The organism is Rhizobium sp. SSA_523, assembly GCF_030435705.1.
Lineage (GTDB): Bacteria > Pseudomonadota > Alphaproteobacteria > Rhizobiales > Rhizobiaceae > Neorhizobium.
Genome location: NZ_CP129382.1, coordinates 1,436,894 through 1,461,560, shown reverse-complemented (window position 1 = coordinate 1,461,560; position 24,667 = coordinate 1,436,894). Strand labels below are relative to the sequence as shown.

Annotated in this window: 20 protein-coding genes and 1 other RNA gene; 17 read left to right on the top strand and 4 right to left on the bottom strand. The window is 64.1% G+C overall.

The window, feature by feature from the left end; genetic code table 11:
- Nucleotide 1: 1 nt before the first annotated feature.
- Entirely contained in the window at nt 2-1,255 is a 1,254-nt protein-coding gene (locus QTJ18_RS15450; protein ID WP_252751076.1) for a BtaA family protein, read from the bottom strand.
- A gap of 167 nt (nt 1,256-1,422) precedes the next feature.
- Here QTJ18_RS15450 and QTJ18_RS15445 point away from each other — a divergent pair, with 167 nt between their 5' ends.
- On the top strand, nt 1,423-2,874 hold the full coding sequence (locus QTJ18_RS15445) for a serine hydrolase domain-containing protein (protein WP_252751075.1): 1,452 nt from the start codon (nt 1,423-1,425) through the stop codon (nt 2,872-2,874).
- Between the two features lie 220 nt (nt 2,875-3,094).
- On the opposite strand, the gene QTJ18_RS15440 is transcribed toward QTJ18_RS15445, so the two are convergent.
- The 3 genes from QTJ18_RS15440 to QTJ18_RS15430 form a co-directional block, all read right to left on the bottom strand.
- Entirely contained in the window at nt 3,095-4,309 is a 1,215-nt protein-coding gene (locus QTJ18_RS15440) for a transglycosylase SLT domain-containing protein (protein ID WP_252751074.1), read from the bottom strand.
- Nucleotides 4,310-4,409: 100 nt separating this feature from the next.
- Nucleotides 4,410-5,039, bottom strand: a complete 630-nt coding sequence (locus tag QTJ18_RS15435) for a hypothetical protein (RefSeq protein WP_252751073.1) — start codon at nt 5,037-5,039, stop codon at nt 4,410-4,412.
- A 75-nt stretch (nt 5,040-5,114) separates the two neighbouring features.
- Nucleotides 5,115-6,326 (bottom strand): pyrophosphate--fructose-6-phosphate 1-phosphotransferase, encoded by a 1,212-nt coding sequence (locus QTJ18_RS15430; protein ID WP_252751072.1) that lies wholly within the window; start codon nt 6,324-6,326, stop codon nt 5,115-5,117.
- 432 nt (nt 6,327-6,758) lie between these two features.
- Between QTJ18_RS15430 and QTJ18_RS15425 the strand changes: the two genes are divergently transcribed.
- The 16 genes from QTJ18_RS15425 (at nt 6,759) to murB (ending at nt 24,662) form a co-directional block, all read left to right on the top strand.
- Nucleotides 6,759-7,499, top strand: coding sequence for a J domain-containing protein (locus QTJ18_RS15425; protein ID WP_252751071.1), 741 nt, complete (start codon nt 6,759-6,761; stop codon nt 7,497-7,499).
- The gene (locus tag QTJ18_RS15420; RefSeq protein WP_252751070.1) at nt 7,496-8,269 is read left to right on the top strand and encodes an N-acetylmuramoyl-L-alanine amidase; all 774 of its coding nucleotides are present in this window, start codon (nt 7,496-7,498) and stop codon (nt 8,267-8,269) included. The genes QTJ18_RS15425 and QTJ18_RS15420 overlap by 4 nt, the downstream gene beginning before the upstream one ends.
- A gap of 106 nt (nt 8,270-8,375) precedes the next feature.
- Nucleotides 8,376-9,566, top strand: a complete 1,191-nt coding sequence (locus QTJ18_RS15415) for an NAD(P)/FAD-dependent oxidoreductase (RefSeq protein WP_252751069.1) — start codon at nt 8,376-8,378, stop codon at nt 9,564-9,566.
- Nucleotides 9,567-9,620: 54 nt separating this feature from the next.
- Nucleotides 9,621-10,053, top strand: an RNA gene (gene rnpB / locus QTJ18_RS15410) — RNase P RNA component class A.
- 616 nt (nt 10,054-10,669) lie between these two features.
- On the top strand, nt 10,670-11,110 hold the full coding sequence (gene mraZ / locus QTJ18_RS15405) for a division/cell wall cluster transcriptional repressor MraZ (protein ID WP_252751068.1): 441 nt from the start codon (nt 10,670-10,672) through the stop codon (nt 11,108-11,110).
- A gap of 14 nt (nt 11,111-11,124) precedes the next feature.
- Nucleotides 11,125-12,150, top strand: a complete 1,026-nt coding sequence (gene rsmH / locus QTJ18_RS15400) for a 16S rRNA (cytosine(1402)-N(4))-methyltransferase RsmH (protein WP_252751067.1) — start codon at nt 11,125-11,127, stop codon at nt 12,148-12,150.
- Between the two features lie 3 nt (nt 12,151-12,153).
- Nucleotides 12,154-12,624 carry a cell division protein FtsL gene (ftsL, locus tag QTJ18_RS15395; protein ID WP_252751066.1) on the top strand — a complete coding sequence of 157 codons (471 nt, stop codon included), beginning with the start codon at nt 12,154-12,156 and terminating at the stop codon, nt 12,622-12,624.
- On the top strand, nt 12,624-14,369 hold the full coding sequence (locus QTJ18_RS15390) for a peptidoglycan D,D-transpeptidase FtsI family protein (RefSeq protein ID WP_252751065.1): 1,746 nt from the start codon (nt 12,624-12,626) through the stop codon (nt 14,367-14,369). Before ftsL ends, QTJ18_RS15390 begins: the two co-directional genes overlap by 1 nt.
- 185 nt (nt 14,370-14,554) lie before the next feature.
- Nucleotides 14,555-16,015: a UDP-N-acetylmuramoyl-L-alanyl-D-glutamate--2,6-diaminopimelate ligase gene (locus QTJ18_RS15385; protein ID WP_252751064.1), complete on the top strand. Its 1,461-nt coding sequence runs from the start codon at nt 14,555-14,557 to the stop codon at nt 16,013-16,015.
- Nucleotides 16,012-17,457, top strand: a complete 1,446-nt coding sequence (locus QTJ18_RS15380; protein ID WP_252751063.1) for a UDP-N-acetylmuramoylalanyl-D-glutamyl-2,6-diaminopimelate--D-alanyl-D-alanine ligase — start codon at nt 16,012-16,014, stop codon at nt 17,455-17,457. Before QTJ18_RS15385 ends, QTJ18_RS15380 begins: the two co-directional genes overlap by 4 nt.
- A gap of 22 nt (nt 17,458-17,479) precedes the next feature.
- The gene (gene mraY, locus QTJ18_RS15375) at nt 17,480-18,580 is read left to right on the top strand and encodes a phospho-N-acetylmuramoyl-pentapeptide-transferase (protein WP_252751062.1); all 1,101 of its coding nucleotides are present in this window, start codon (nt 17,480-17,482) and stop codon (nt 18,578-18,580) included.
- A 4-nt stretch (nt 18,581-18,584) separates the two neighbouring features.
- Nucleotides 18,585-19,991: a UDP-N-acetylmuramoyl-L-alanine--D-glutamate ligase gene (gene murD / locus QTJ18_RS15370; RefSeq protein ID WP_252751061.1), complete on the top strand. Its 1,407-nt coding sequence runs from the start codon at nt 18,585-18,587 to the stop codon at nt 19,989-19,991.
- A 1-nt stretch (nt 19,992) separates the two neighbouring features.
- Nucleotides 19,993-21,147 carry a putative lipid II flippase FtsW gene (gene ftsW, locus QTJ18_RS15365; protein ID WP_252751060.1) on the top strand — a complete coding sequence of 385 codons (1,155 nt, stop codon included), beginning with the start codon at nt 19,993-19,995 and terminating at the stop codon, nt 21,145-21,147.
- Between the two features lie 7 nt (nt 21,148-21,154).
- On the top strand, nt 21,155-22,276 hold the full coding sequence (gene murG, locus QTJ18_RS15360; RefSeq protein ID WP_252751059.1) for an undecaprenyldiphospho-muramoylpentapeptide beta-N-acetylglucosaminyltransferase: 1,122 nt from the start codon (nt 21,155-21,157) through the stop codon (nt 22,274-22,276).
- The gene (gene murC, locus QTJ18_RS15355; protein WP_252751350.1) at nt 22,276-23,691 is read left to right on the top strand and encodes a UDP-N-acetylmuramate--L-alanine ligase; all 1,416 of its coding nucleotides are present in this window, start codon (nt 22,276-22,278) and stop codon (nt 23,689-23,691) included. The genes murG and murC overlap by 1 nt, the downstream gene beginning before the upstream one ends.
- Complete coding sequence (gene murB, locus QTJ18_RS15350) at nt 23,688-24,662, top strand: UDP-N-acetylmuramate dehydrogenase (RefSeq protein WP_252751058.1); 975 nt, start codon at nt 23,688-23,690, stop codon at nt 24,660-24,662. The genes murC and murB overlap by 4 nt, the downstream gene beginning before the upstream one ends.
- The last annotated feature ends 5 nt before the right edge of the window (nt 24,663-24,667 follow it).

The window sequence follows — 24,667 nt, the reverse complement described above, 5'->3', positions numbered from 1 at the left end:
CTCAGGCCTTCTTCACGTAGATGTGGAAGCCGCCGTAAATGGCAGAGCGGTCCTGCAGGTTCAGCTCCGCGGAACGGTCTGCCAGATAGGTCCACTGGTCGCGGATCGCCGGCGAGATCCGCCCCTCGATAATGCTGCGCTCTGCCGCCGTGCGGAAGATCACGCGCGCCGCGCCGCCGGCCGTGCGGGTCATCTCCGCCCAGAGCGCATTCAGCTGGTCGTCGTTCATCCAGTCCTGCGCGTCGAGCAGCACGAAGCGATCGACCGAGCCTGCCGCCTTCTGCGCCAGACGTTCGGTGAAGGTGGCGTGATGCACGGTGACGCGGGCGGCATTGTCGCGAATGCTGCGATAGTGCTCCGGCTTGAGATAGGTGGGCAGCGCGCCCTCATGCGGCCTGGGATAGCGGCGAACAAAGGCCTGCCATGCGAAATAATTGTCGCGCAGCGGGAAATGGCAGGCCAGCTTTTCCAGGCGCTGGCGCAAGACCGGAGCGATGGCGCCTTCCGGTGCGAGACTCGCCAGTTCATCATATTGCTGCGGCGGAATGCCAAGCCCGAATAACGAGCTCTTCTTGCCCGTCATCCAGCGGATGAAGGGCTTGTCGAACAGCGGCGCAACCCGATCGTCGAAAAACTGCCGCTGGTCGCGAAGCGAGCGTGCATGCGCGATCTCCGTCAGATCGACCCCGTGCAGGCGGGCCAGGATATGGCCGGCGAGAATGAAGCGGCCCAACAGGCCGGTGCGGTAGATATTGCGATCGAAGACCGCGATGCGGCGGCGCCCGCTCAGGCCGCGCCTGCTCCAGTAGGCGCGGGTGGCGCTGTCGAGCTGCGGCGCGATGAACCGGTCGAAGGCCTGGCCGTTGCCCGCTCCGGTGCCGCCCTGCGCTCCCAGCATGCGCACCACATCCGCATGGGCGGGCAGATTTGCGAAGGCGGCAAGCTTCAGGCGGTTCAGCGCGATATGGTGCGGGTTGAGGTCAACGACGTCGATCGCGGCCGGGTGGCGCGACAGATAAGCGAGCATGTTGCAGCCGCCGGAGCCGATCGTCACGATCCTGTGGCCCTCCGCCAGTTCCATGCCGGCCATGTCGACATCGGGATCCTCCCAGATCTGCGGATAGACCAGGCCCGAAAACAGGAGGCCGAAGAGCCGTTCCGACAATCCGCTCCGGGACAGAGCCTTGTGCTGCAAGAGGGCCGTTTTCAGTTTTCCGTTCTTCAGAAAACTGGCTTCCGGTGCAATATCCGCCATGACCGCTTCCCCACCTCGTGACGAGTTTCGGAAGGCTCTAATCTCGGCGTGTTGCAGTTTAATGACGCGGACCTGTGGGATTGCGAGGCTGCAACGGTGAGGATGCTTTCCTCGCCGGGCGAAACCTGCTTCGATGAACTTGATCCTTGTCTCGGCCGGAGCGGTCCATGCGTCTATTGCAGCGAATAGCCAAATATTTCTTCTTATTGCTTGTCTGCCTTGTCCTTGTCGCGATCGGCGTGATTTCGTTTGCACCGCCCGCCATATTGCGGGTTGGCAGCGGCTATGCGGCGAAGATCGTCTGCTCCAACGTCTTCATCGCCGGGCGCGATGCCGCTGCCGTGCTGCGCCTCGATGTGCAGGCGCCCGGAAATCCGTTTCTGCAGCTGATGACTGTCTCGGTCGACCGGCAGGAGGGGCGCGTCACCGCCGGGCTCTGGGGCAGCCTGAGGCCGACGGCAACTGCGGTCTTTCGCCCTGGCCTCGGTTGCGCCGTGCTGCCGGAGGGCGAGACGGTCATTGCAGACGCGCCGCGTCCGGTGGCCGATGCCGCCGCGGCTCCCGCGCCGCGCGCCGATCTTGCCTGGCCGGAAGGGCAGGCGGTGCAGGCCGATCCGGGCATGGCTGCCCTGTTGGCGCAGGATGGGCTTGTCGGGCCGGATCTGCGCGCGGCGCTGATCGTTCACGACGGCCGCATCCTGGCGGAGCGCTATGGGGAGGGGTTTGACGCATCCGTCCCACTGCTCGGCTGGTCGATGACCAAGACAGTGAATGCCGCGCTGATCGGACGGATGATCGCGCAGGGCAAGATGGCGCTGACCGACCGCGCCCTGCTGCCGCAATGGGCCGGTGACGCACGCGCCGCCATCACGCTTGCGGATCTGATGGCCATGCAGAGCGGGCTCGCCTTCAACGAGAATTACGGCACGGTGGCCGATGTGACGCGCATGCTGTTTCTGGAGCCGGACATGGCGGGGTTTGCCGCGCGCCAACCGCTTGCGGCACCGCCCGGCACCGCCTTCGATTATTCCACCGGAACGGCCGTTCTCCTGTCGCGCATCTGGATGAACCGCATTGGGGACCGCCGCGCTGCGCTCGCCTTTCCGCAGGCGGCGCTGTTCGGTCCGCTGGAGATGACCAGTGCCATTCTGGAGGCCGATGCCTCGGGCACTTTCGTTGGCGGCTCCTACCTCTATGCGACGGCGCGCGACTGGGCGCGGTTCGGGCTCTTTCTGGCGCAGGATGGCATCTGGAACGGGCAACGCCTGTTGCCGCCGGGCTTCGTAAAGGCCATGGCGGAGCCGACGGCCGCGTCCGGCCGCCGCTATTCGCATCTGCAGACCTGGATCCCCCGGCGCGGCCCGGGCAGCGCGATGCCGGCCGATGGCTTCGTGCTGCAGGGCCACGACGGGCAGACCATTACGGTCGTTCCCTCGCGCCGCCTGGTGGTGGTGAGGCTCGGGCTGACCCCTTCCTCGCTTGGCTGGCAGGGCAATGGACTGGCGGAAGCCGTTCTGGCGGCTCTACCGGCTGAAGGAGCGCGGGCTGAGGGAGATCCGGCTGAGGCACTGCCGGCTGAAGGAGCGCCGGCTGGAGCAATGCCGGCCAATGGAGGCTGATGACGTGCTGACGGGGAGACACGGCGGCAAGCGATCGCTGCCGTCTGGCCCGGCCGGCTGAACGCCGAATATTGAGGAGCGCGCGGAAACCAAGGCGCACGCCGCGCGCAAGAGGCTGCAGAGGCCGCTTCTGCCGGCCTGATCTGCCTGTGGGTCTTGCGGCTGCAGGACCCGGAGGTGCGGGCGCAGAGCGGATCGGGGAGCTGTGGTTCCGGCCGGCTTACTGAAGCACGTTCAGCATGTTCTTGCGCTTGGCATCGTAATAATAGCCGCGGGCATAGAGACGGATTGCGTGGTCGGGATCGTTATCGGCCACAAGCCAGGCGCCACGCAGATATTTGATGGCATATTTCAGATTGGTTTCGGCATCGAGAAGGCCGGAGGGGTCGCCGTCATAGCCCATGGATTTGGCGGTGGCGAACTTGATCTGCATGAGACCCCAGAAGCCCTGCTTGTTATAGGCCTTGGGATTGTACTTGCTCTCGCGGTGCACGACGCGATGGACCAGCGATTCCGGAACGCCGTAGAGGCCGGCATAGCGATGAATGAGCTTGCTGAGCGCCGTCGGGCTCGCATCGGCCGTCTGCGGCAGCGGGGCGCCAGGTGCCGGCGGGAAAAAATCGCCCGCCATGCCGCTGCCGGATTGGCGCTGCGCCGCATAGGCGACCATCGAGGAGGGGCCGGCCGTCTCGATGCGTGGGCGCGGGGTCGGGATTGCGGCGAAGGGCCCGGTGACAGCATCCGGCAGAGCCGGCTGGGCGGCGGCGGCGACGACGCTTGGCGCCGTCAGCGAGGCGGCGGCATCCACCGGCCGTTCGATCGTCTGGCGCGACGTCGCCATGGTGATGGCGGTCAGGCCTGCCTGCTTGTTCACCGAAGTCGGTGCCACGGCCAGTGCCGGAACAGCGACCGGCTGGACATTCTGGTCGAGCGAGACGGCAGCCGTCTCCGCCGCGCGCTGCATGGGATCGGCCGAATGCGAGACGAACGTCACGCGCCCGACCTTGGAAGCGGCATGGGCGGGAAGCGTGGCGGAAGACTGGCCGGTCTGGAGCGCGGTCTGAACGGCAGCCTGGCCGCCCGTCTGACCGGCGGCCGGGTTGATGGCCTGATCGGCGGCCTGCAGGGCAGGGGCGGCATTGGTGCCGCCGACGGTACCGGCAAGGACGCGTCCCGATTTCGCTACCGTCTTGGAATCGATGGTGCTGGAACCGGCTGTCTTCTGATCGACTGTCTTTGCATCGACTGTCTGGGACCCGGCGGCGGCAAGGGTGGTTCCGGTCTCGCTGCCGGCCGGCGCGGTGGTCGCGGCCATATCGGCGGAAGCCGGCGTCTTCTCATTGGATGACGTTTGAACGCTGGAGCAGCCTGTCACGGCGCCGCAAATGGCAACTGCTGCAAGGGCCTTGCAGCCGATGATTCGGGTTATCGCCATCGTCTCACTTTCATGAAGATGAATGTATTCAGCCCACCGGTATCCGACCGTTAATCAATCCCATTAACGCATCACGCGTCTGTCATCAAGACGCTGCACGTCATGCAGCGATTCGACGATAGCCGGCCGTCACGGCGCGGCTGGCGATAAATCGCCTGCGGGGCTTGCGCGAAGCCGGGTTTTGCTGGCGCGTGAGGCGAATCTTGCGGGCGGCGGGCTCAGCGATCAAAAGTTGCACGATCGGTGCCACCAGGGCTGCCGCGGCAAAGGCCTGGGCGGTGACGAGCAGCGAATCAGGCATGGGGCCGAAGGAGGCCGACATCTGAAAGAAAATGCCGGCCAGTGCCAGGATCAGGCCCGGCCGCACCGCGCTGGCAAGCGCCCGGGCAGTGAGCCGCGCCACACCCTGGGCGGGCAGGTTGTCGTTATCGGCCAGGCGGAAGACCTGTCGCCTGTGGCGCGAGCGCAGCACATAGATGGCGATCACGAAGAGGCCCAGCCAGGCGAGCGACCATTCCATGGCCGGCGCCAGATCATGGATGCCGAAATAGAGGCCGAAGGCGAGAAGTCCGGAGACCAGATAGCCGAGCACGATCGGCAGGATCAGCAATGCCGCGTGACGCCGCCCCTTGGTGAGGCCGTAGTCACGCAACAATGTGCCGGATGCGGAAGGCAGCAGCAGAACGAGCACGGAGGTGGCGGCAAACGCCAGCAGGATGCCAATGCTCATCTACTCCTCCCAGAGCCGGCGGATAATCTTGATCCGCCCTTCATGCGCGTCTTGCCGGACGCTTCCAAGGCTATCTCAGGCCTTGCGCCAGGGCTGGCCGATGAAGTCCATGACCTCGCCGAACCAGGGCGCCGACAAATCGAAATGCTTGCCGCCCTTGATACGCGGGAATTCGATCGTGCGCAATTTCCCATTGTGGCCCTCGTCATGTCCGGTCACTCCGGAGACGCCGTTCAGCGCGCTTTCCACAGCAAGATCGACCATGCTCTGGATCAGGCGGAGATCGTCGCCATTGGCGGGCGCGGAGCGGGCATAATAGCCCGACTTCTGAACCATTGAACGTTCTGCGCCGAGAAGAGTTGCAAAATGCTGCTGGAACCAGGACCCGACATTGACCGTATCGATCTTCACATGGCCGAAGGCGTCGCGCTTGACGGCTTCGCCGGCCGCTTCCCGCTCTGCCACGATCGCGTCCAGCCCGGCGCCCTCGGATACGAACAGGGTGACGAAACCACAGCTGTCCATGATGGCGCGCAGGCGCTCGGCCTCGCCATGCAGATCGAAGACCATCTCGGGCAGGTAAAGCCCGTCGATATTCTTCATCTGCGTGTTCATCATCAGGCCTTCGACATATTCATTATAGCGCGTGTCCTGGATATAGGCGCGCGCCGTGGCAGCCGTCAGCCAGCCGCAATGGCGCCCCATCACCTCATGGATGACGAGGGTGCGCGGGGCCGCGCTCTGCTCATTGCTGACATGATCGAAGAAATGCGCGCCGACTTCCGCCGCGGTCCAGGCGCCGAGCGTCTGGCGGATCGGCACCACGTCATTGTCAACCGTCTTCGGCAGTCCGACAACGGTCAGCTCATAGCCGTTCGACGCCAGATAGGCAGCAAGATCGGCGGCCGTGGTATTGGTGTCGTCTCCGCCGATCGTGTGCAGGATCGTGATGCCATCGGCGGCGAGCCGATCCGCGGCCACCTTCAGCGGGTTCTCGCCCTCCTTGACCAGCCCGCGCTTCACGCAGTCCGCGACATTGGTGAGCTTCACGCGGCTGTTGCCGATCGGCGATCCGCCATAGCGGTGCAGGAGGTGGGCCCTTTCGCGCATCTCGCGGGTGATCTCGATCCGGTCCCCGAGAAGCAGACCCTGATAGCCGGAGCGGTAGGCGACCAGTTCCAGCTCCGGTGCCACATCGCTATAGCGCTCGATCAGGCCGCCAACCGCAGACGACAGACAAGGCGCGAGCCCTCCCGCTGTCAGCATACCCACTTTCCGTCCGGCCATCGATCCTCCTTGCGCGCGCATCGCGCCATCCACTGAAACCGGCAAATGGATGCGACAGGACGCCGCGGCTGTAAAGTGAATTTCTCAAGAAAATCCGTTATTTCGGCCAGGTTCCGGAACCTTGGCGCTTTCAATCGGTTCAAATTCAGCAACAGGCCTTGCCGTCGGCGCCGGCAGCGATTTGCGATCGTGTTGCGGATCAGCCTTGCGGTTTGGCAGCGTCAGGTGTGCGGCACTTCAAGTGCGGCACGGAGCCGAAGAGATTTAAGGGTTGCTCGCCACTTTCTTCCTCCACGCTCCCTGCGCGGCGGCTGCGGCAGATTGACCCTTCAGGCATCCGGAGGCGCCTGAGCCGCGTAAAAGTGACGAAAGATTAATGATGCCCGGCCAGCTGCGGCTTGCCAAGGGGCCATGAATTTGATCAGGTGCAGCATGATCATCGATTTCGCTTGTCTTCAGTTGAGTTCGTTATGGGAGCGGCTGCTCGGCAGCGTCGGCGATGCGGCCAATAATGCCCTCGCGCGGGTTGTCGAGGCGATTCGCACCCTGTTCGAGGGCGACCCGGAAACACGCCGTCAGGTCTCCTTCTCGGTCGCCATCATTGCGCTCTCGGCCAAAATGGCCAAGGCCGATGGTGCCGTGGTGGAATCGGAGGTCGATGCCTTCCGGCAGATCTTCGATTTTCCCGAGGAAGAAGCGAAGAACGTGGCCCGTCTCTACAACCTGGCCCGTCAGGATGTCGCCGGTTACGAGGCCTATGCCGAAAAGCTCTCGGGCCTTTGCGGCTCGGGCGAACAGAATTGTCCCATGCTGGAAAGCGTGATCGACGGCCTGTTCCACATCGCCAAGGCCGATGGCCTGGTGCATGAAAAGGAGCTGGCCTTCCTGCTGCGCATTGCCGAGATCTTCCATATCGACGAGGTCAATTTCCGCCGTATCATGGCGCGCCATGTGCATATGGACGGCATCGATCCCTATCTCGTGCTGGGCGTATCACCCTCGGATGATTTCTCGGAAATTCGCCGGCGCTATCGCCGGCTGGTGGCGGAGCACCATCCCGACAAGCTGATTGCCCGGGGCGTGCCCGAAGCCCTGCATGCAGCGGCCAATGAACGCATGGCGGCGCTGAATGCCGCCTATGCGGCGATCGCCAAGGAACGCAAGGCCGCATGAAGCTCATCCCGGATTTTGGCCAGGCGCGGGTCGATCCCTCGCCGAACCATGGCGAACGCGTTGGCTGCGCGGCGCCGGACATGATCATCCTTCACTATACGGGCATGGCCGACGATACCAAGGCACTGTCCTGGCTGAAGAACATCGAGAGTGAAGTCTCCTCCCATTATTTTGTCTGGCCCGATGGCCGTGTGGTGCAGATGGTGCCGGAAGAGCGGCGTGCCTGGCATGCGGGGAAATCCGTCTGGGCGGGCGAGACCGATATCAATTCGCATTCGATCGGAATCGAGATCGCCAATGCCGGTCACCCGGGCGGCCTGCCGGATTTCCCGCCGGAGCAGATCGAGGCGGTAATCGCCCTGTGCCGCGACTGCGCCGAGCGCTGGCGCATTGCGCCGGAACGGGTGCTTGGCCATTCGGATGTGGCGCCGCGGCGCAAGGTCGATCCGGGCGAGCGCTTTCCCTGGGCAAGACTCTCTGCCGCGGGTGTCGGGCATTATGTCGAGCCCGCGCCGATCCGCAGCGGCCGCTATTTCCAGCGCGGCGAAGCCGGACAGCCGATCGAGGCGCTGCAGGGCATGTTGGCGCTTTATGGCTACGGGCTGGATATTACCGGCAGTTTCTGTGACCGCACCGAGGCGGTTGTGGAGGCCTTTCAACGTCATTTCCGGCCGGAGCGGGTGGACGGCATAGCGGACATCTCGACCATCGACACGCTGCATCGCCTGCTCGCCGCCCTGCCGCGCTTCCAGGGCACGGACGAGGCGTGAGGCGGCTTTGCCCGCCGATCCTCACGCAGAGCGCGCGGGGCAGAGGCAGGTGCCAAAGGGTGGCGCATGGGATCGGACATATCGCAACGGGTGAGGGTGCTTTGCCATGGCCGCGGATTTCAGGTTCATTGTCATAGGATGCGGCATGATGGGCGCTGCCGCCGCAAGGCATCTGTCGACGACGGAGGAGGGCGTGGCGCTGATCGGCCCGAACGAGCCGGCCGACAGCAGAACCCACGAGGGCGTCTTCGCCAGTCATTACGACGAGGGACGAATCACCCGCACGATCGATCCCGATCCGGTCTGGGCGGCGCTCGCCAACCGCTCCATTGCGCGCTATGGCGAGATCGAGGCGCGGAGCGGCATCCGCTTCTATCATGATGTCGGCTGCCTGATGGTGGCCCCGTCGCGCAGCACCGGCCACCGCTATGTCGACAATATCTGCAAGGCCGCCGATCGCCTCGGCGTTGAAGCGCAGGTGATGCCGGAAGAGGCGCTCTCCTCCCGCTTCCCCTATTTCGGCTTCGAACCGGATTGCGAAGGCGTGTTCGAGGCCAGCCAGGCCGGCCACATCAATCCGCGGGCACTTGTTGCGGCGCAGGCGAAAATTGCCCGCGACCAGGGTGTCCGGCGCATCGAGGAGACCGTTGAGAGCGTGCGCGACGAGGATGGCCTTGCTCTCGTCAGAACGGTGGAAGGCCGGACCTATACCGCGGAGAAGGCGCTGCTGGCGGCGGGCGGATTCTCGGTTGCCCGATCGCTTCTGCCGGAACCGCTGCAGATGACGGTCTACGGCCGCACGATTACCTTCTTCGAGGTTCTGCCGGACGAGGCCGAGCGCCATGCCGGCATGCCCTCGCTGATTTACGAGCCGCGCGATCCCAGGCGCCACATTTATATGCTGCCGCCTCTGCGCTATCCGGATGGCCGGCTCTACCTCAAGATCGGCGGCGATCCCGATGATGTCATTCTCGACGAGGATCGCAAGATGCGGCAATGGTTCCGCGATGGGGGGAGGGCCGAGGTCCGCGACCATCATGTGCAGATCATGGAGAGCCTCGTCCCGTGGATCGATCGCCGGCGGGTCTCCATAGGCGCCTGTGTCGTTGCCAAGACGCCGACCGGTTATCCCATCATCTCCTATACGTCCTCGCCCCGGATCGCGGTTTTGACCGGCGGCTGCGGCACCGCCGCCAAGAGCTCGGACGAGATCGGGCGCCTGGGCGCTCTCCTGCTGCGCGATGGCCGGCTGCAGGACGAGGGGGAGGCGCATCGCTTTTCCGCCCGGTTCGGCTGAATCCGTCAGGCGCACCACTGGCCTTCGCTGCGCAAACCGGTTAAGGAGCCGATGCCAGTTGGCCGGGCAGCCGCGCTTTACCAATGCCGAAAGGCGGTAGGGTGAGGAAAGTCCGGGCTCCACGGAAATACGGTGCCGGATAACGTCCGGCGGGGGCGACCCCAGGGATAGTGCCACAGAAAGGATACCGCCCCGCCTTCTTGCCTGCTCGATAACGAGCCGGAAAGGTGGCGGGGTAAGGGTGAAAGGGTGGGGTAAGAGCCCACCGCGGGCCTGGCAACAGGAACGGCATGGTAAACCCCACCGGGAGCAAGACCGAATAGGGATGACGCGGGTGTCGCTTGCGGCGCTACAGCCTGTTTCCGGGCCAGTCATCCGGGTGGGTTGCGAGAGGCAATGTGCAAACATTGTCCCAGATGAATGGCTGCCACGTTCCGGCCTTTGCGTCGGGGCCATACAGAACCCGGCTTACAGGCCAACTGGCGATTTCCCCTCCTTCGAAGCCCGGCAAGATCTGCGTTCTGCTGATGATCGGCGCGTCCGGGTCTTCCGCCTTCGCGCCTGCCGCGATCACCGCAGGGCCATCGAACACCTGCGCGCGACCTGCGGTTGGTGATGCAACCACTGGGTGGTTTCGCCCGCCTGGCGGCGGCGTCCGGTTTTGCCCTAGGTTCAGCGAGAATTATGGTGTGCCTACCCGCCGGGCGTGTGTCCAGGCGCTGCCATGGGCCGGGTTCTCACACAAATGTGTAACCGATTCCAGCCAGTTAGCCGCTGCGGCTGAAGGTTCGGGCCACCGCCGCCATCGTCTATCAGCAAATGCTCCAGTAACCCTTTGTTAAACTTAACGGCTTATAAATATTTCAGGCTGCCGCCGATCCGTGTGGCCGCTTCCCATTGACGCCCATATGGTCCCATGATATCCCAAATTCACACTGCAGGCGGGCAATCAGGTGCCCTTTCATTGGATACAAACGGGTCCCTCCCAGTGATGGGAGCCGGCTGGAAACCCTTCCGGCCGATGGCTCGGGTTGCGTCTCTTCGCCTGCAGGTTGCGGTGCGCGAAAGCGCTCTGCGATTGTGTGGAGCGGGTGTTTGGCGTGATGAACCGCTTTCTGTCCAATGCGACGAACAGGGTCGATGCGAAGGGTCGGGTCTCCGTACCTGCTCCCTTTCGTGCGGTCCTTTCGCAGCGGAACATCCAGGAGCTTTACTGTCTCCAGGATCTTGTGTTTCCGGCGATCAGCGTCGGCGGTCCGGATCTGCTCGAGCGGTACGAGCGCCAGATCGCGGCGGCCGATCCGTTCTCGCCGGAGGCCAATGCGATGTCGCTGCTGGTTCACGGCGGCGGGGTCTTTCTACGGCTCGATGCGGAGGGCCGTCTCATGGTCTCGGACTTCATCCGGGACTTCACCGGCATCACGACGGAGGTGACCTTCGTCGGGCGGTCGGATCATTTTCAGCTTTGGCAGCCGCAGGCGTTTCACGAGGCGCAGGCGGCGGCGCGAGAGGGCCGGGCGCGGTTTGGTACCCGGTCCACTTGAAACGGGGGATCGGAATGGCGGCGAATCTTGGCAACGGAGTTTCCGAGGCTGATGGCGGACCGATACGTCACATTCCGGTCATGCTGGATGAGGTGCTGACTTGCCTGGCGCCTGCGCCGGGCAAGTGCATCCTCGACGGAACGTTCGGCGCCGGCGGTTACACCCGCGCCCTTCTTGAGCGCGGCGCCTCTGTCATCGCGCTCGATCGCGATCCGAACGCCATTGCCGGCGGACAGCCGCTGGCGGCAGAATTCAAGGGGCGCCTCAGCCTCATCCCTTCACGCTTTTCGCAGCTCGCCGACCATGCGCCGCAAGAGGGGCTGGACGGCATCGTTCTGGATGTCGGCGTGTCCTCCATGCAGATCGATGAAGCCGATCGCGGATTTTCCTTCCAGAGAAACGGACCGCTGGACATGCGCATGTCCGCCTCGGGCGTGACGGCGGCGGATGTGGTCAATCGCGCCAAGGCCGGCGATCTGGCCCGCATCTTCGGCTTTCTCGGCGAGGAAAAGCAGGCCGGCCGCATTGCCCGCGCGATCGAGAAGCGCCGCGCGAGCGAACCTTTCGTCACGACGCGTGATCTCGCCAACATGATCGAGAGTGTCAATCCGCGCAAAGCCAAGGACAAGATCCATCCGGCCACCCGGGTGTTCCAGGCCCTGCGGATCTTCGTCAATGACGAGCTCGGCGAGCTGGCGCGCGCGCTGTTTGCCGCCGAACGGGCGCTGAAGCCCGGCGGCCGGCTGGTCGTGGTGAGCTTCCACTCGCTGGAAGACCGGCTTGTCAAACGCTATCTCGCCGACCGTTCCGGGCGCGCTTCCGGCTCGCGACATCTGCCGATGGTGGAGGAGAAGCCGGCTCTGTTCGAACCCGTGGGCAAGGGCATGCTTTCGGCCAGCGCCGCCGAGGCGGATATCAACCCGCGTGCCCGCTCTGCCAAATTGCGGGCAGCCTTCCGCACGGATACGCCGCCAAGGCCGGTCGATCTGTCGATCTTCGATCTTCCCGATCTCGCCAGCATCGACAAGTTGGGAGCCTGATCCATGTTTCGAACCTTCGATTTGGTGCTGATCGGTGTCATGACGGCCACGGCGCTCGTGACCTATACGATCAAGCACAAAGCCGACCTCAAGCTCGAGGAAGTGCATCGGCTGGAGACCGAGATCAAGCTGGAGCGGGACACGATCGACCTGCTCAAGGCAGACTGGGCGCTGCTGACGCAGCCCAACCGCCTGCATCGCCTCATCGCCGTCTATCAGTCGGAGCTCAACCTGGTGCCGACCGAACCGACGCAGCTTGCCATGCCGACCGAATTGCCCATGCCCAAATCGCTGCTGCCGCAGCCGGAGACGACGATCGAGGAACTGATCGCCGGCGCCGATCCGGAAGTGCGCGCCGCCATCCGCGCCGTCGATAAGGTCAAGGCGAGCAAGACGACCGCCGCGGTTCCGATCCCGCTGCCCCGAGGGGCTTCTTCGATCGACGTCATTTCAACAGGATCGGTGGAAGACTGATGGCCTTTCTATCGCGAATCATGGTGCTGAAGAGCAGGGCGCATTTTTCCGCCGGCGGCCGTGGCACACGGTCTATGTCGGGAGGAGCGCGTTTCGAGGGGTCGCGCAAGCGCCGGACGGGGCAGGCGCGAATGCGCATCGGCCTGATCATGGGCGCCTTCGTCGTCTTCTACGGCGTCATCGGCGCGCGGCTGAGCTATCTGGCCCTGCGCGAACCCGAAATGACGTCGAGCATCATGCCGGCCGACCGGCTCATGGCCTCGCGCCCCGATATCCTCGATCGCAACGGCGCCGTGCTGGCGACGGATATCCGCACGGTTTCGCTGTTTGCGGAGCCGCACAAGATCGTCGATGCGGACGAAGTCATCGAGAAACTGCGAATTGTCCTGCCCGACCTCGATTCCAAGCAGATCTACGGCAAACTGCGCTCCAGTTCGCGCTTCCAGTGGTTGAGACGCCAGCTGACACCCAAGCAGCAGAGCGAAATCCTGGCGCTTGGCATTCCCGGCATCGGTTTCCGTCCGGAGAAGCGCCGCTTCTATCCCGGTGGGCCGACAGCCGCGCATATCGTCGGTTACGTCAATATCGACAATCGCGGCGTCGCCGGCATGGAACGCTACATCGACAGCCAGGGCCTTGCCGATCTTGCGGCGGTCGGCATGACCAGCAACCAGCCGATGGAGCCGGTGAAGCTGTCGATCGACCTGCGCGTTCAGGCCATCCTGCGCGAGGTGCTGATGGCCAATATCACCAAGTTCAAGGCGAAGGGCGCCGGCGGCGTGGTGCTGGATGCCACGACCGGCGAAGTTCTGGCCATGTCCTCCGTTCCGGATTTCGATCCCAATGATCCGGCTGCCGGCGGCGAGGAAGGCTGGTTGAACCGGATGTCGAACGGTACGTTCGAGATGGGCTCCACCTTCAAGTCCTTCACGCTGGCCATGGCGCTTGACAGTGGCAAGGTGAGGATGGGCGACAGCTTCGATGCCCGCTATCCGATCCGCATCGGCGGCTTCACCATCAAGGACTTTCACGGCAAGGGCCGCTTCCTGACCGTGCCGGAGGTCTTCCAGTACTCGTCCAATATCGGCACGGCCAAGATGGCCGACGTCGTCGGCATTGACGGACACAAGGCCTTCCTCTCCAAGCTCGGGCTGCTGACGCGGATGGACACGGAACTGCCGGAAGTGGCCATGCCGAGCCAGCCGCGCGAGTGGAAGAAGATCAACTCGATCACGATCTCCTTCGGCCACGGCGTCTCCACCACCCCGCTGCAAACGGCCGTCGCCGGTGCCGCGCTGGTCAATGGCGGCCTGTTGATCCAGCCGACCTTCCTGCCGCGCGCCCAGGACCAGGCCGATGCGGTGGCAAGCCAGGTGATCAAGCCGACGACGAGTTCGGAGATGCGCTGGCTGTTCGACTGGAACGGCGTCAACGGTTCCGGCAAGAATGCCCGCGTGGCCGGCTTCGATGTCGGCGGCAAGACCGGCACCGCCGACAAGGTCATCAACGGCCGCTACAATCACGACCACAATTTCAACGCCTTCCTGGCGGCTTTCCCGATCTACAAGCCGAAATACGTGGTGCTGACCTTTATCGACGATCCGCGCAGCGAAACAGACCGGGCGGTGCTCGCCGGCAATAGTGCCGCGCCGATGGTCAAGGAGATCATTTCCCGTTCGGCCGCGATTCTCGGTGTAAAACCGCGCTTCGGGGAAAACGGCTCCGCCATGCTTGTGTCCTATTAGGTCATAATGAATGGACCCGACGATTCGCGGCCGTGGTGAGGGGACTGAACCACTGAAGCGTGTCGCGATCTTGAGATTGGCTTGCCACGCTTTGACCTTATGTTTTTGAAGCCTGTCGTGACCGCAAAACCGCAAGACGCTCTTGCGCGACATGCTTCAAGGCCGCAGCGCGAGAGAGGGTGCCTATGAACTTGAAATATCTCTCCGGCGGGGATTTCCCGGAGATCGACGACCAATTGGCGACACAGGTCGGTGACCTTGCCGTGACCGGCCTTTCGGCCGATAGCCGGCAGATCAAGCCGGGCATGCTGTTCGTGGCGATTGCCGGAACCAGGGGCGACGGGGCGAGCTACAGCCGCGATGCGGTGGCCAACGGCGCCGTCGCCATCGTGGCCGGCCATCCGGTCGAAGCCCCGGTTCCGGTGCTGCGGGTTTCCAATCCCCGGCGCTTCCTGGCGCTTGCGGCGAGCCGCCTGTATGGCGGCCAACCGGCCACCATGGTGGCCGTTACCGGCACGGCCGGCAAGACATCAGTCGCCTCCTTCACGCGGCAGATCTGGGCCAAGGCCGGCCTTTCGGCGGCGCAGATCGGCACGACCGGCGTCATCTCGCCGTCACGCTCCGATTACGGTTCCCTGACGACGCCCGATCCGGTTGCGCTGCACAAACTTCTGGCGGAACTGGCCGCAGAGGGCGTCACCCATGCCGCGATGGAGGCCTCCAGCCACGGGCTGGACCAGAGCCGGCTCGACGGCGTGACGCTCGCCGCCGCCGCCTTCACCAATCTCGGCCGCGACCACATGGATTACCACCCGACCATGGACGACTACATGGCGGCGAAGATGCGGCTGTTCGACACTCTGCTGCCATCCGGGCGACCGGCGGTGATCTTTGCCGATGATGCCTGGTCGCAAAAGGCGATTGCCGCGGCCAAGGCCGCCGGGCTGGAGATCTGCACGGTCGGACGCGCCGGAACCTTCCTGTCCCTGAAACGGGTGGAGCATTTCCGTCACAAGCAGACGATCGAGGTTCACCACGACGGCCGGATCTTTGAAGTGAACATTCCGCTGGCGGGCGATTTCCAGGTGGCCAATGCGCTGGTTTCCGCCGGCCTTGCGATTGCGACCGGTGTCGGAGCCGATGTCGCGCTTGCCGCGCTGGAGACGCTGACCGGTGCGTCTGGCCGTCTCGAACTCGTCGGACAGACGCGCGATGGGGCCTTGGTCTATGTCGATTACGCCCACAAGCCCGATGCGCTGGAAAATGTCCTGAACTCGGTGCGGCCCTTTACCACCGGTCGCGTCGTCACGGTCTTCGGCTGCGGCGGCGACCGCGACAAGGGCAAGCGGCCGATCATGGGCGAGATCGCCACAAGACTTGCCGATGTCGTGATCGTGACGGACGACAATCCGCGTTCGGAGGATCCGAAGCAAATCCGGGCCGAGATCATGGCCGCCGCACCGAATGCCACGGAGATCGGCGACAGGGCCGAGGCGATCCGCCATGCGGTGCGCCTGCTCAAGGCGGGCGATACGCTGATCGTCGCCGGCAAGGGGCATGAGGAGGGGCAGACGGTCGGGGCAACGGTTCTGCCGTTCTCCGATCATGCCGAAGTGCGTAAGGCATTGGAGGAAATGACGCCGTGAGCTTTTTGTGGACGAGTGCCGACATGGTGGCGGTGATGGGCGGACGTCCGCTCGGCGCCATGCCGGAGGGCGTGACGGGACTGTCGATCGACAGCCGTTCGCTGACGCAAGGCGAGGCCTTCTTTGCCATCAAGGGCGAGCGGACGGACGGGCATGATTACGCGACCATGGCGGTGGCCAATGGCGCGGCGCTGCTGGTTGTCAGCGAGGCGAAGCTGCCGGCCCTCGGGCGGCTCACAATCCCGATGATCGTGGTGGAAGACGTGCTGGTGGCGCTTGGCCGGCTGGCGGTGGCAGCGCGCCAGCGCTCGCGCGCCCAGATCGTGGCGGTGACCGGTTCTGTCGGCAAGACGACGACCAAGGAAATGCTGCGCCATCTTCTGGCGCCCTCCGGCAAAGTGCATTCCGCGGTCGCATCCTTCAACAATCACTGGGGCGTGCCGCTGACGCTTGCCCGCATGCCGGCGGATACCCAGTTCGGCGTGTTCGAAATCGGCATGAACCACGCCAATGAAATCCGCCCGCTGGTGAAGATGGTGCGCCCGCATGTGGCGATCATCACCACGATCGCGCCGGCGCATCTCGGCAATTTCAAGAGCCTGGAAGAGATCGCTGCCGCCAAGGCGGAGATTTTCGAAGGGGTCGAGCCGGGTGGCGCCGTGCTTCTCAACCGCGACAACCGGCAATTCGCCTTTCTCGAGCAGCGTGCCCTGGATGCAGGCATCCAGTCCATCCTCACCTTCGGCCAGCATGCCAAGGCCGATTTCCGTCTGGCGGATTTCGAGGGCAGGGCGGAGAGCTCGACCATCTGGGCCGTGCTGAACGGTGAGACCGTCGAGGTGCATCTGGGTGCCCCGGGACGTCACATCGCCGAGAATGCGGTGGCGGCGCTCGCGGTCGTCACCCTTTTTGGCGCCGATCTTCCGGCGGCCGGCGCGGCGCTTTCGGCCCTGAAGCCGGTCAAGGGGCGCGGCGAGCGTCATCGCCTCGCCGTGGCGGATGCGACGGGCGAGGGAAGCCTTACGCTGATCGACGAGAGCTATAATGCCAATCCGGCCTCGATGCGGGCGGCAATCGCGCTTCTGGCCGCGACGCAGCCGGATCTGTACGGCCGCCGGATCGCGGTTCTGGGCGACATGCTGGAAATGGGCGAATTCTCGGCCCGCGTCCATGAGGATCTTGCAGGTCCGCTGCTCGCGGCCGGAATAGAGCATGTCTGGCTCGCCGGACCGGAAATGGCCGCGCTGCGGGATGCGCTGCCGGAGAGCGTCGCGGTTCAATACTGCCAGACAACTGCCGAATTGGTGGCCTATGTCCTCCACAATGTCAGGCCCGGCGATGTGCTGATGGTGAAATCCTCGCTCGGCATCGGTTTCGGGCAGATCATCAAGGCCCTTATTGACAACTTTCCCGCTCTGCCCGACAGGGAGCGCCACCTGTGATCCGTCTGAAGAAAGACCAAACATGCTGATCTGGCTTGTCGAGCTGGCAAATAGCTTTCAGATTTTCAACCTCTTCCGCTACATCACGTTCCGGACAGGGGCCGCGCTGTTCACCTCCGCGCTGATCGTCTTCCTGTTCGGGCCGCGCATGATCGCCTCCCTGCGCATCCGCCAGGGCAAGGGCCAGCCGATCCGCGCCGACGGGCCGCAGACGCATTTCAAGAAGGCCGGAACGCCGACCATGGGGGGCCTGATGATCCTCACCGGCATTGTCGGCGGCTCGCTGCTCTGGGCCGATCTGTCCAATGTCTATGTGGTGGCCACCCTGCTGGTGACGCTCGGCTTCGGCGCCATCGGCTTCTACGACGACTATCTGAAGGTGACGAAGCAGACGGAGAAGGGCTTTTCCGGCAAGGCGCGTCTGGGCATCGAATTCGTCATCGCCGCAATCGCGGTCTATTTCATGATGCGCGTTTCGGTGGCCAATAGTCCGCCCGGTTCGGCGCTCGGCACATCGGTCGCCTTTCCCTTCTTCAAGGACCTGCTGCTCAATCTGGGGATCTTCTTCGTTCTCTTCGGCGGCTTCGTGATCGTCGCGGCCGGCAATGCGGTCAACCTGACGGATGGCCTTGACGGGCTCGCCATCGTGCCGGTGATGATCGCCGCCGTCTCCTTCGGCGTCATCGCCTATCTTTCCGGCAATGCGGTCTTTGCCGGCTATCTGCAGATCAACTTTGTGCCCGGCACCGGCGAACTCGCGGTCATTCTCGGGGCCGTCATCGGTGCGGGTCTCGGCTTCCTGTGGTTCAATGCGCCGCCTGCCGCCATCTTCATGGGGGATACGGGATCGCTGGCGCTCGGCGGCCTGATCGGCTCCGTCGCGGTCGCCACCAAGCATGAAATCGTCATGGCCATCATCGGCGGACTTTTCGTCATGGAAACCCTGTCGGTCATCATCCAGGTGGGCTTCTTTAAGCTTACCGGCCGACGCGTCTTCCTGATGGCGCCGATCCATCATCACTTCGAAAAACTCGGCTGGACCGAAAGCCAGGTCGTCATCCGTTTCTGGATCATTGCGGTCGGTCTGGCCATGCTCGGCCTCTCGACGCTGAAGCTGCGGTGATACGATGATCCCGGTCACCACATTTTCGGGCAGGAAGGTCGCACTTTTCGGGCTCGGCGGCTCTGGCCTGGCCACGGCCCGGGCTCTGGTCGCCGGCGGCGCGGAGGTCACCGCCTGGGACGACAATCCCGACAGCGTCGAAAAAGCCCGCCTTGCGGATATTCCCACCCGCGACCTGCGTGAGATCGACTGGCCGGCCCAGGCCGCCTTTGTCCTGTCGCCGGGGGTTCCGCTCACGCATCCGAAGCCGCATTGGAGCGCCGATCTGGCCCGCGCCCACGGGGTCGACATCATCGGCGACGTGGAGCTTTTCGTGCGCGAGCGGCGCGCCCATGCGCCCGATTGCCCCTTCATCGCCATTACCGGGACCAATGGCAAGTCGACGACGACCGCGCTGATTGCCCATATCCTGAAGGCCAGCGGCCGCGATACGCAGCTCGGAGGCAATATCGGCACCGCGGTGCTGACGCTCGATCCGCCGGCGCCAGAGCGTTTTTACGTGGTGGAATGTTCATCCTACCAGATCGACCTTGCCCCGACGATCAATCCCAGCGCCGGCATCCTCCTCAACCTGACGCCGGATCACCTCGACCGGCACGGCACCATGCAGCATTACGCGGATGTGAAGGAACGTCTGGTGGCGGGCGCCGGCATTGCCATCGTCGGCGTGGACGATAGCTATTGCACCCTGATTGCCGACCGCATCGAGCGGGCCGGGGTGCGTGTCAAGCGCATCTCGCGGCGCAATGTGGTGGCTGACGGATTTTACGCTGAAGGCGCCCGGATCATGATGGCGGAGCAGGGCGCGGCAACCCAGATCGCCGACCTGGCGGGCATCGATACGCTGAAGGGCGGGCACAATGCGCAGAACGCGGCGGCCGCCATCGCGGCCTGCCTTGCGGTCGGTCTGACGGCGGAAGACATCCGCAGCGGCCTTGCAAGCTTCCCCGGCCTGAAACATCGCATGCAGCCTGTCGGCCGGCTCGGCCGCGTGACCTTCATCAATGATTCCAAGGCGACCAATGCCGATGCGGCGGCGCCGGCGCTGTCCAGCTATGACAGGATCTACTGGATTGCCGGCGGATTGCCGAAGGCCGGCGGCATCGCAAGCCTCGCGCCACTCTTCCCGCGTATCGTCAAGGCGTATTTGATCGGAGAAGCGGCGCCTGAATTTGCCGCAACGCTTGGCGAGAGTGTCGCCTTCGAAATTTCCGGCACGCTTGACAAGGCCGTGGCTCACGCCAGCGCCGATGCTCAGGCCGCTGGAGAGGACGTTGTGGTGATGTTATCGCCGGCCTGTGCAAGCTTCGATCAATTCCGCAATTTCGAGGTCCGTGGCGAAGCCTTCGTTTCGCGCGTGGCAGAACTTCAGGGGGTCGCGATGCTCGTGGCACCGGAACAGGGGATATGACATGGTAAGTCGGGCGGACCGCGGAGCGCTGGCGGATTGGTTCTGGACGATCGATCGCTTCTTCCTGGCGACCTTCGTCCTGCTGATGGGGCTCGGCTTCATGCTCTCCTTCGCGGCATCGCCGCCGGTGGCCGAACGCATCGGCCTGTCGAGCTTCTACTTCGTGGAAAAGCACGCAATCTTCCTCCTGCCGTCGCTGCTTGTGATGATCGGCCTGTCCTTCCTCAGCCCGCGCCAGGTGCGCCGCGCCGCAGTGATCATTCTGGTCGCGTCGATCGTGATGATGGTGCTCGCCCTGTTCTTCGGGGTGGAAATCAAGGGCTCCCGCCGCTGGTTCAATATCGGCAGCTTCGGCCTGCAGCCTTCGGAGTTCATGAAGCCGGCCTTTGTCGTCGTCTGCGCCTGGCTGTTTGCCGAACACGCGCGCCAGCCGGAGATCCCCGGCAATCTGTTCGCCATCATCCTGTTCGGCATTGTCGGCGCACTGCTGGTGGCGCAGCCGGATCTCGGCCAGACGATCCTGACCAGCGCGGTCTGGGGCTCGATGTTCTTCATGGCCGGCATGCCTTGGCTGTGGATCATCCTGCTTGGCGGCCTCGGCGCCGGCGGGCTCGTCTCGGCCTACTACGTCTTCCCGCACGTGGCGGGCCGTATCGACCGTTTCATGACCGGCGAGGGCGATACGTTCCAGGTGGATACGGCGCGTGAAGCCATCATCCGCGGCAGCTGGTTCGGCCAGGGTCCCGGCGAGGGCGTGGTCAAGCGCATCCTGCCGGACAGCCATACCGATTTCATCTTCTCGGTGGCAGCCGAAGAGTTCGGCATCATCTTCTGCATGACCCTGGTAGCCATCTTCGCCTTCATCGTCATCCGCGGCCTCAGCCTTGCCTATCGGGAACGCAATGATTTCAACCGGTTTGCCGTCGCGGGCCTGGTCCTGCAGATCGGCATCCAGTCGATGATCAATATCGGCGTCAATCTCGAACTGATGCCCGCCAAGGGCATGACGCTGCCGCTGATTTCCTATGGTGGCTCCTCGATGATCGCGATCTGCATCACCGCCGGTTTCATCCTGGCGCTCACCCGCCACAGACCCGAGAAACGCGCCCAGGAGCGCAGCCTCTTCCGCATCTCGCACGGCATTCCCGCGGAGTAATCTCGTCATGAGCACAGGGTTGATCATGCTCGCCGCCGGGGGAACCGGCGGCCATCTTTTTCCGGCAGAAGCGCTCGGTCACGAATTGCGCCGGCGCGGCTATGCCGTCCATCTCATCACCGACAAGCGCGCCGAGCGTTTCGCCGGCGGTTTCCCGGCCGATGAGGTGCATATCGTGCCGTCGGCCACCTTCGGGTCGAAGAACCCGGTGGCCGTGGCGCGCTCCCTGTGGACGCTCTGGACCGGCATGCGCGCCGCCCGCCGGCTGATCGCAAGGCTGAAGCCGCAGGCGGTCATCGGCTTCGGCGGCTATCCCACCGTGCCGCCTCTGCTCGCGGCAACGGGTCTCGGCGTGCCGAGCATGATCCACGAGCAGAATGCCGTGATGGGCCGCGCCAATCGGGCGCTCGCCTCACGCGTCCAGGCGATTGCCGGAGGCTTTCTGGCGGATGACAGTGGTCCGCATGCCGCCAAGACGATTATGACCGGCAATCCGGTTCGTCCGGCCGTGCTGGCTGCGGCCGCCACTCCCTATCAGGCCTCGCGGGATGGCGAGTCCTTCCGTCTGGTGGTTTTCGGCGGCAGCCAGGGCGCGCAATTTTTCGCCCGCACGGTTCCCACAGCCGTGGCGCTCCTGCCGGAGGAGGCGCGGGCGCGGCTGCGGCTGACCCTGCAGGCCCGCCCGGAAGACCGCGAGCAGGTGGATTCCTGCGCCGCGAAATTGCATTTGTCGGCCGACATTGCGCCGTTCTTCACCGATATGGCCGAGCGTATGGCGGCAGCCCATCTGATCCTCAGCCGGTCGGGCGCTTCCACCGTATCGGAAATCTCCGTCATCGGCCGTCCCGCCATTCTCGTGCCTTATCCTTTCGCGCTCGATCATGATCAGGCGGCCAATGCCGCGGCGCTGGTCAAGGTCGGCGGCGCCGAGGTCATCGCGCAGGCCAAGCTCAGCCCTGAACGGCTGTCGGCCATGATCTTGTCGGCCATGCGCGAGCCGGACCGGCTGGCTGCCATGGCGGAGGCTGCCAGACAGGCCGGCCGGCCGAACGCCACGGCCTTGCTCGCAGACATGGTTGTCGCTATTGCCGAGAGACAAAGCATTTCGAATCTCAAGGGAGTTGCATGATGAAAATGCCGAAGGCGATCGGCCTCGTTCATTTCATCGGGATCGGCGGCATCGGCATGAGCGGCATTGCCGAGGTCTTGCACAATCTCGGTCACCGCGTGCAGGGATCGGACCAGTCCGATGGCGCCAATGTGCAGCGCCTGCGCGACAAGGGTATTCCGGTCTTCGTCGGACATCAGGCTGAAAACCTGGGCGAGGCCGAAGTGGTCGTCGTCTCGACGGCGATCAAGAAAAGCAATCCGGAGCTGATGGCCGCACGTGAACGGTCTCTGCCGATCGTGCGCCGCGCCGAAATGCTGGCCGAGCTGATGCGTTTCCGCAACGCGATCGCGATCGGCGGCACGCATGGCAAGACAACGACCACGTCGATGATCGCGACGCTGCTCGATGCGGGCGGTCTCGATCCGACGGTCATCAATGGCGGCATCATCAATGCCTATGGCACCAATGCCCGCATGGGCGAGGGCGAGTGGATGGTGGTGGAGGCGGACGAATCGGACGGTACCTTCCTGAAGCTTCCCGCCGATGTCGCGGTGGTGACCAATATCGATCCGGAACATCTCGATCATTACGGCAGCTTCGATGCGGTGCGCAGCGCCTTCCGTCAGTTCGTCGAGAATGTGCCCTTCTACGGCTTCGGCGTCCTGTGCATCGATCATCCGGAAGTGCAGACGCTGGTCGGCCGGATCGAGGACCGCAAGATCGTGACCTATGGCGAAAATCCGCAAGCGGATGCGCGATTCTATAATGTCCGCATGGAAGGCACGCGGTCGATCTTCGATGTCGAGATTCGCCGGCGCCGGACAGGGCGCGTCTTCACCTTTACCGATCTCAGCCTGCCCATGCCCGGCCGGCACAATATATCGAACGCGACGGCGGCCATCGCGGTCGCCAATCGATTGGGCATTTCGGAAGAAGGGATCCGCAAGGGGCTGGCCTCTTTCGGCGGCGTCAAGCGGCGCTTCACCTTAACCGGAACCTGGAACGGCGTATCTGTCTTCGACGATTACGGCCATCACCCGGTCGAGATCAAGGCGGTGCTGAAGGCGGCGCGCGAAAGCTGCCAGGGCCGCGTCATCGCCGTGCATCAGCCGCATCGCTATTCGCGCCTGTCGAGCCTGTTCGAGGATTTCGTCACCTGTTTCAACGATGCCGACAGCATTATCCTGTCGCCCGTCTATGCCGCGGGCGAGGAGCCGATCGACGGGATCAGTTCGGAGATCCTGGCATCGCGCATCCGGGCCGGCGGTCACCGCGACGTGCGCTATATCGAGAGCCCGGCGGGTCTCGCCGACATGATCGCCGGCATTGCAAAGCCGGGTGATTTTGTGGTTCTGCTGGGGGCTGGCAATATCACGCAATGGGCGGCGTCTTTGCCCACGGATCTGGAAAGCATATCAGGACAGAGTTCATGAAGCAGGTGAATGGGGAAAAGCTGCTGGCCTCTCTGGGGCCTGGTGTGAGTGCGGTGCGGGGACGGCTGACGCCGGATGCGCCCATGGAACGGGTGACCTGGTTCCAGGCCGGCGGCCTGGCCGAACTGATGTTCCAGCCGCATGACATCGATGACCTGGTGACCTTCCTGAAGCTTCTGCCGGAAGAAGTGCCGCTGACCGTGGTCGGCGTCGGTTCCAACCTTCTGGTGCGCGATGGCGGCATTCCGGGCGTTGTGCTGCGGCTCTCGGCCAAGGGTTTCGGCCAGCTGGAGCTTGCGGGCGAGCGGAAAATCATGGCCGGTGCCATCTGCCCGGACAAATATATCGCCGCGATGGCCATGGATAACGGGATCGGCGGCTTCGCCTTCTATTACGGCATTCCCGGCTCGATCGGCGGCGCCTTGCGGATGAATGCCGGTGCCAATGGCGGCGAGACCGCGGCGCGCGTCGTCGAAGTGCATGCCGTCGACCGGAAGGGCGAGCGCCACGTTCTGACCACCGAGCAGATGGGCTATAGCTATCGCCATTCCGCCGCATCGGCCGACCTGATCTTCACCCATGCCGTTTTCGAAGGCTATGAGGATGACCGGGCCAAGATCCGGGCGGAAATGGACGCCGTGCGCCATCACCGCGAGACGGTGCAGCCGGTAAAGGAAAAGACCGGCGGCTCGACCTTCAAGAATCCGCCCGGCCATTCCGCCTGGGAACTCATCGACGAGGCCGGGTGCCGCGGCCTGATGAATGGCGGCGCACAGATGTCCTCGCTGCACTGCAATTTCATGATCAATATCGGCCATGCCACCGGCTATGACCTCGAATATCTGGGCGAGCTGGTGCGCCAGCGGGTCTTCGAGACCTCCGGGATCAAGCTGGAATGGGAAATCAAGCGCCTCGGCATCTTCATGCCCGGTCGCGAGATCAAGCCGTTTCATGGCGTAACGGTGCCGTAGCGGAG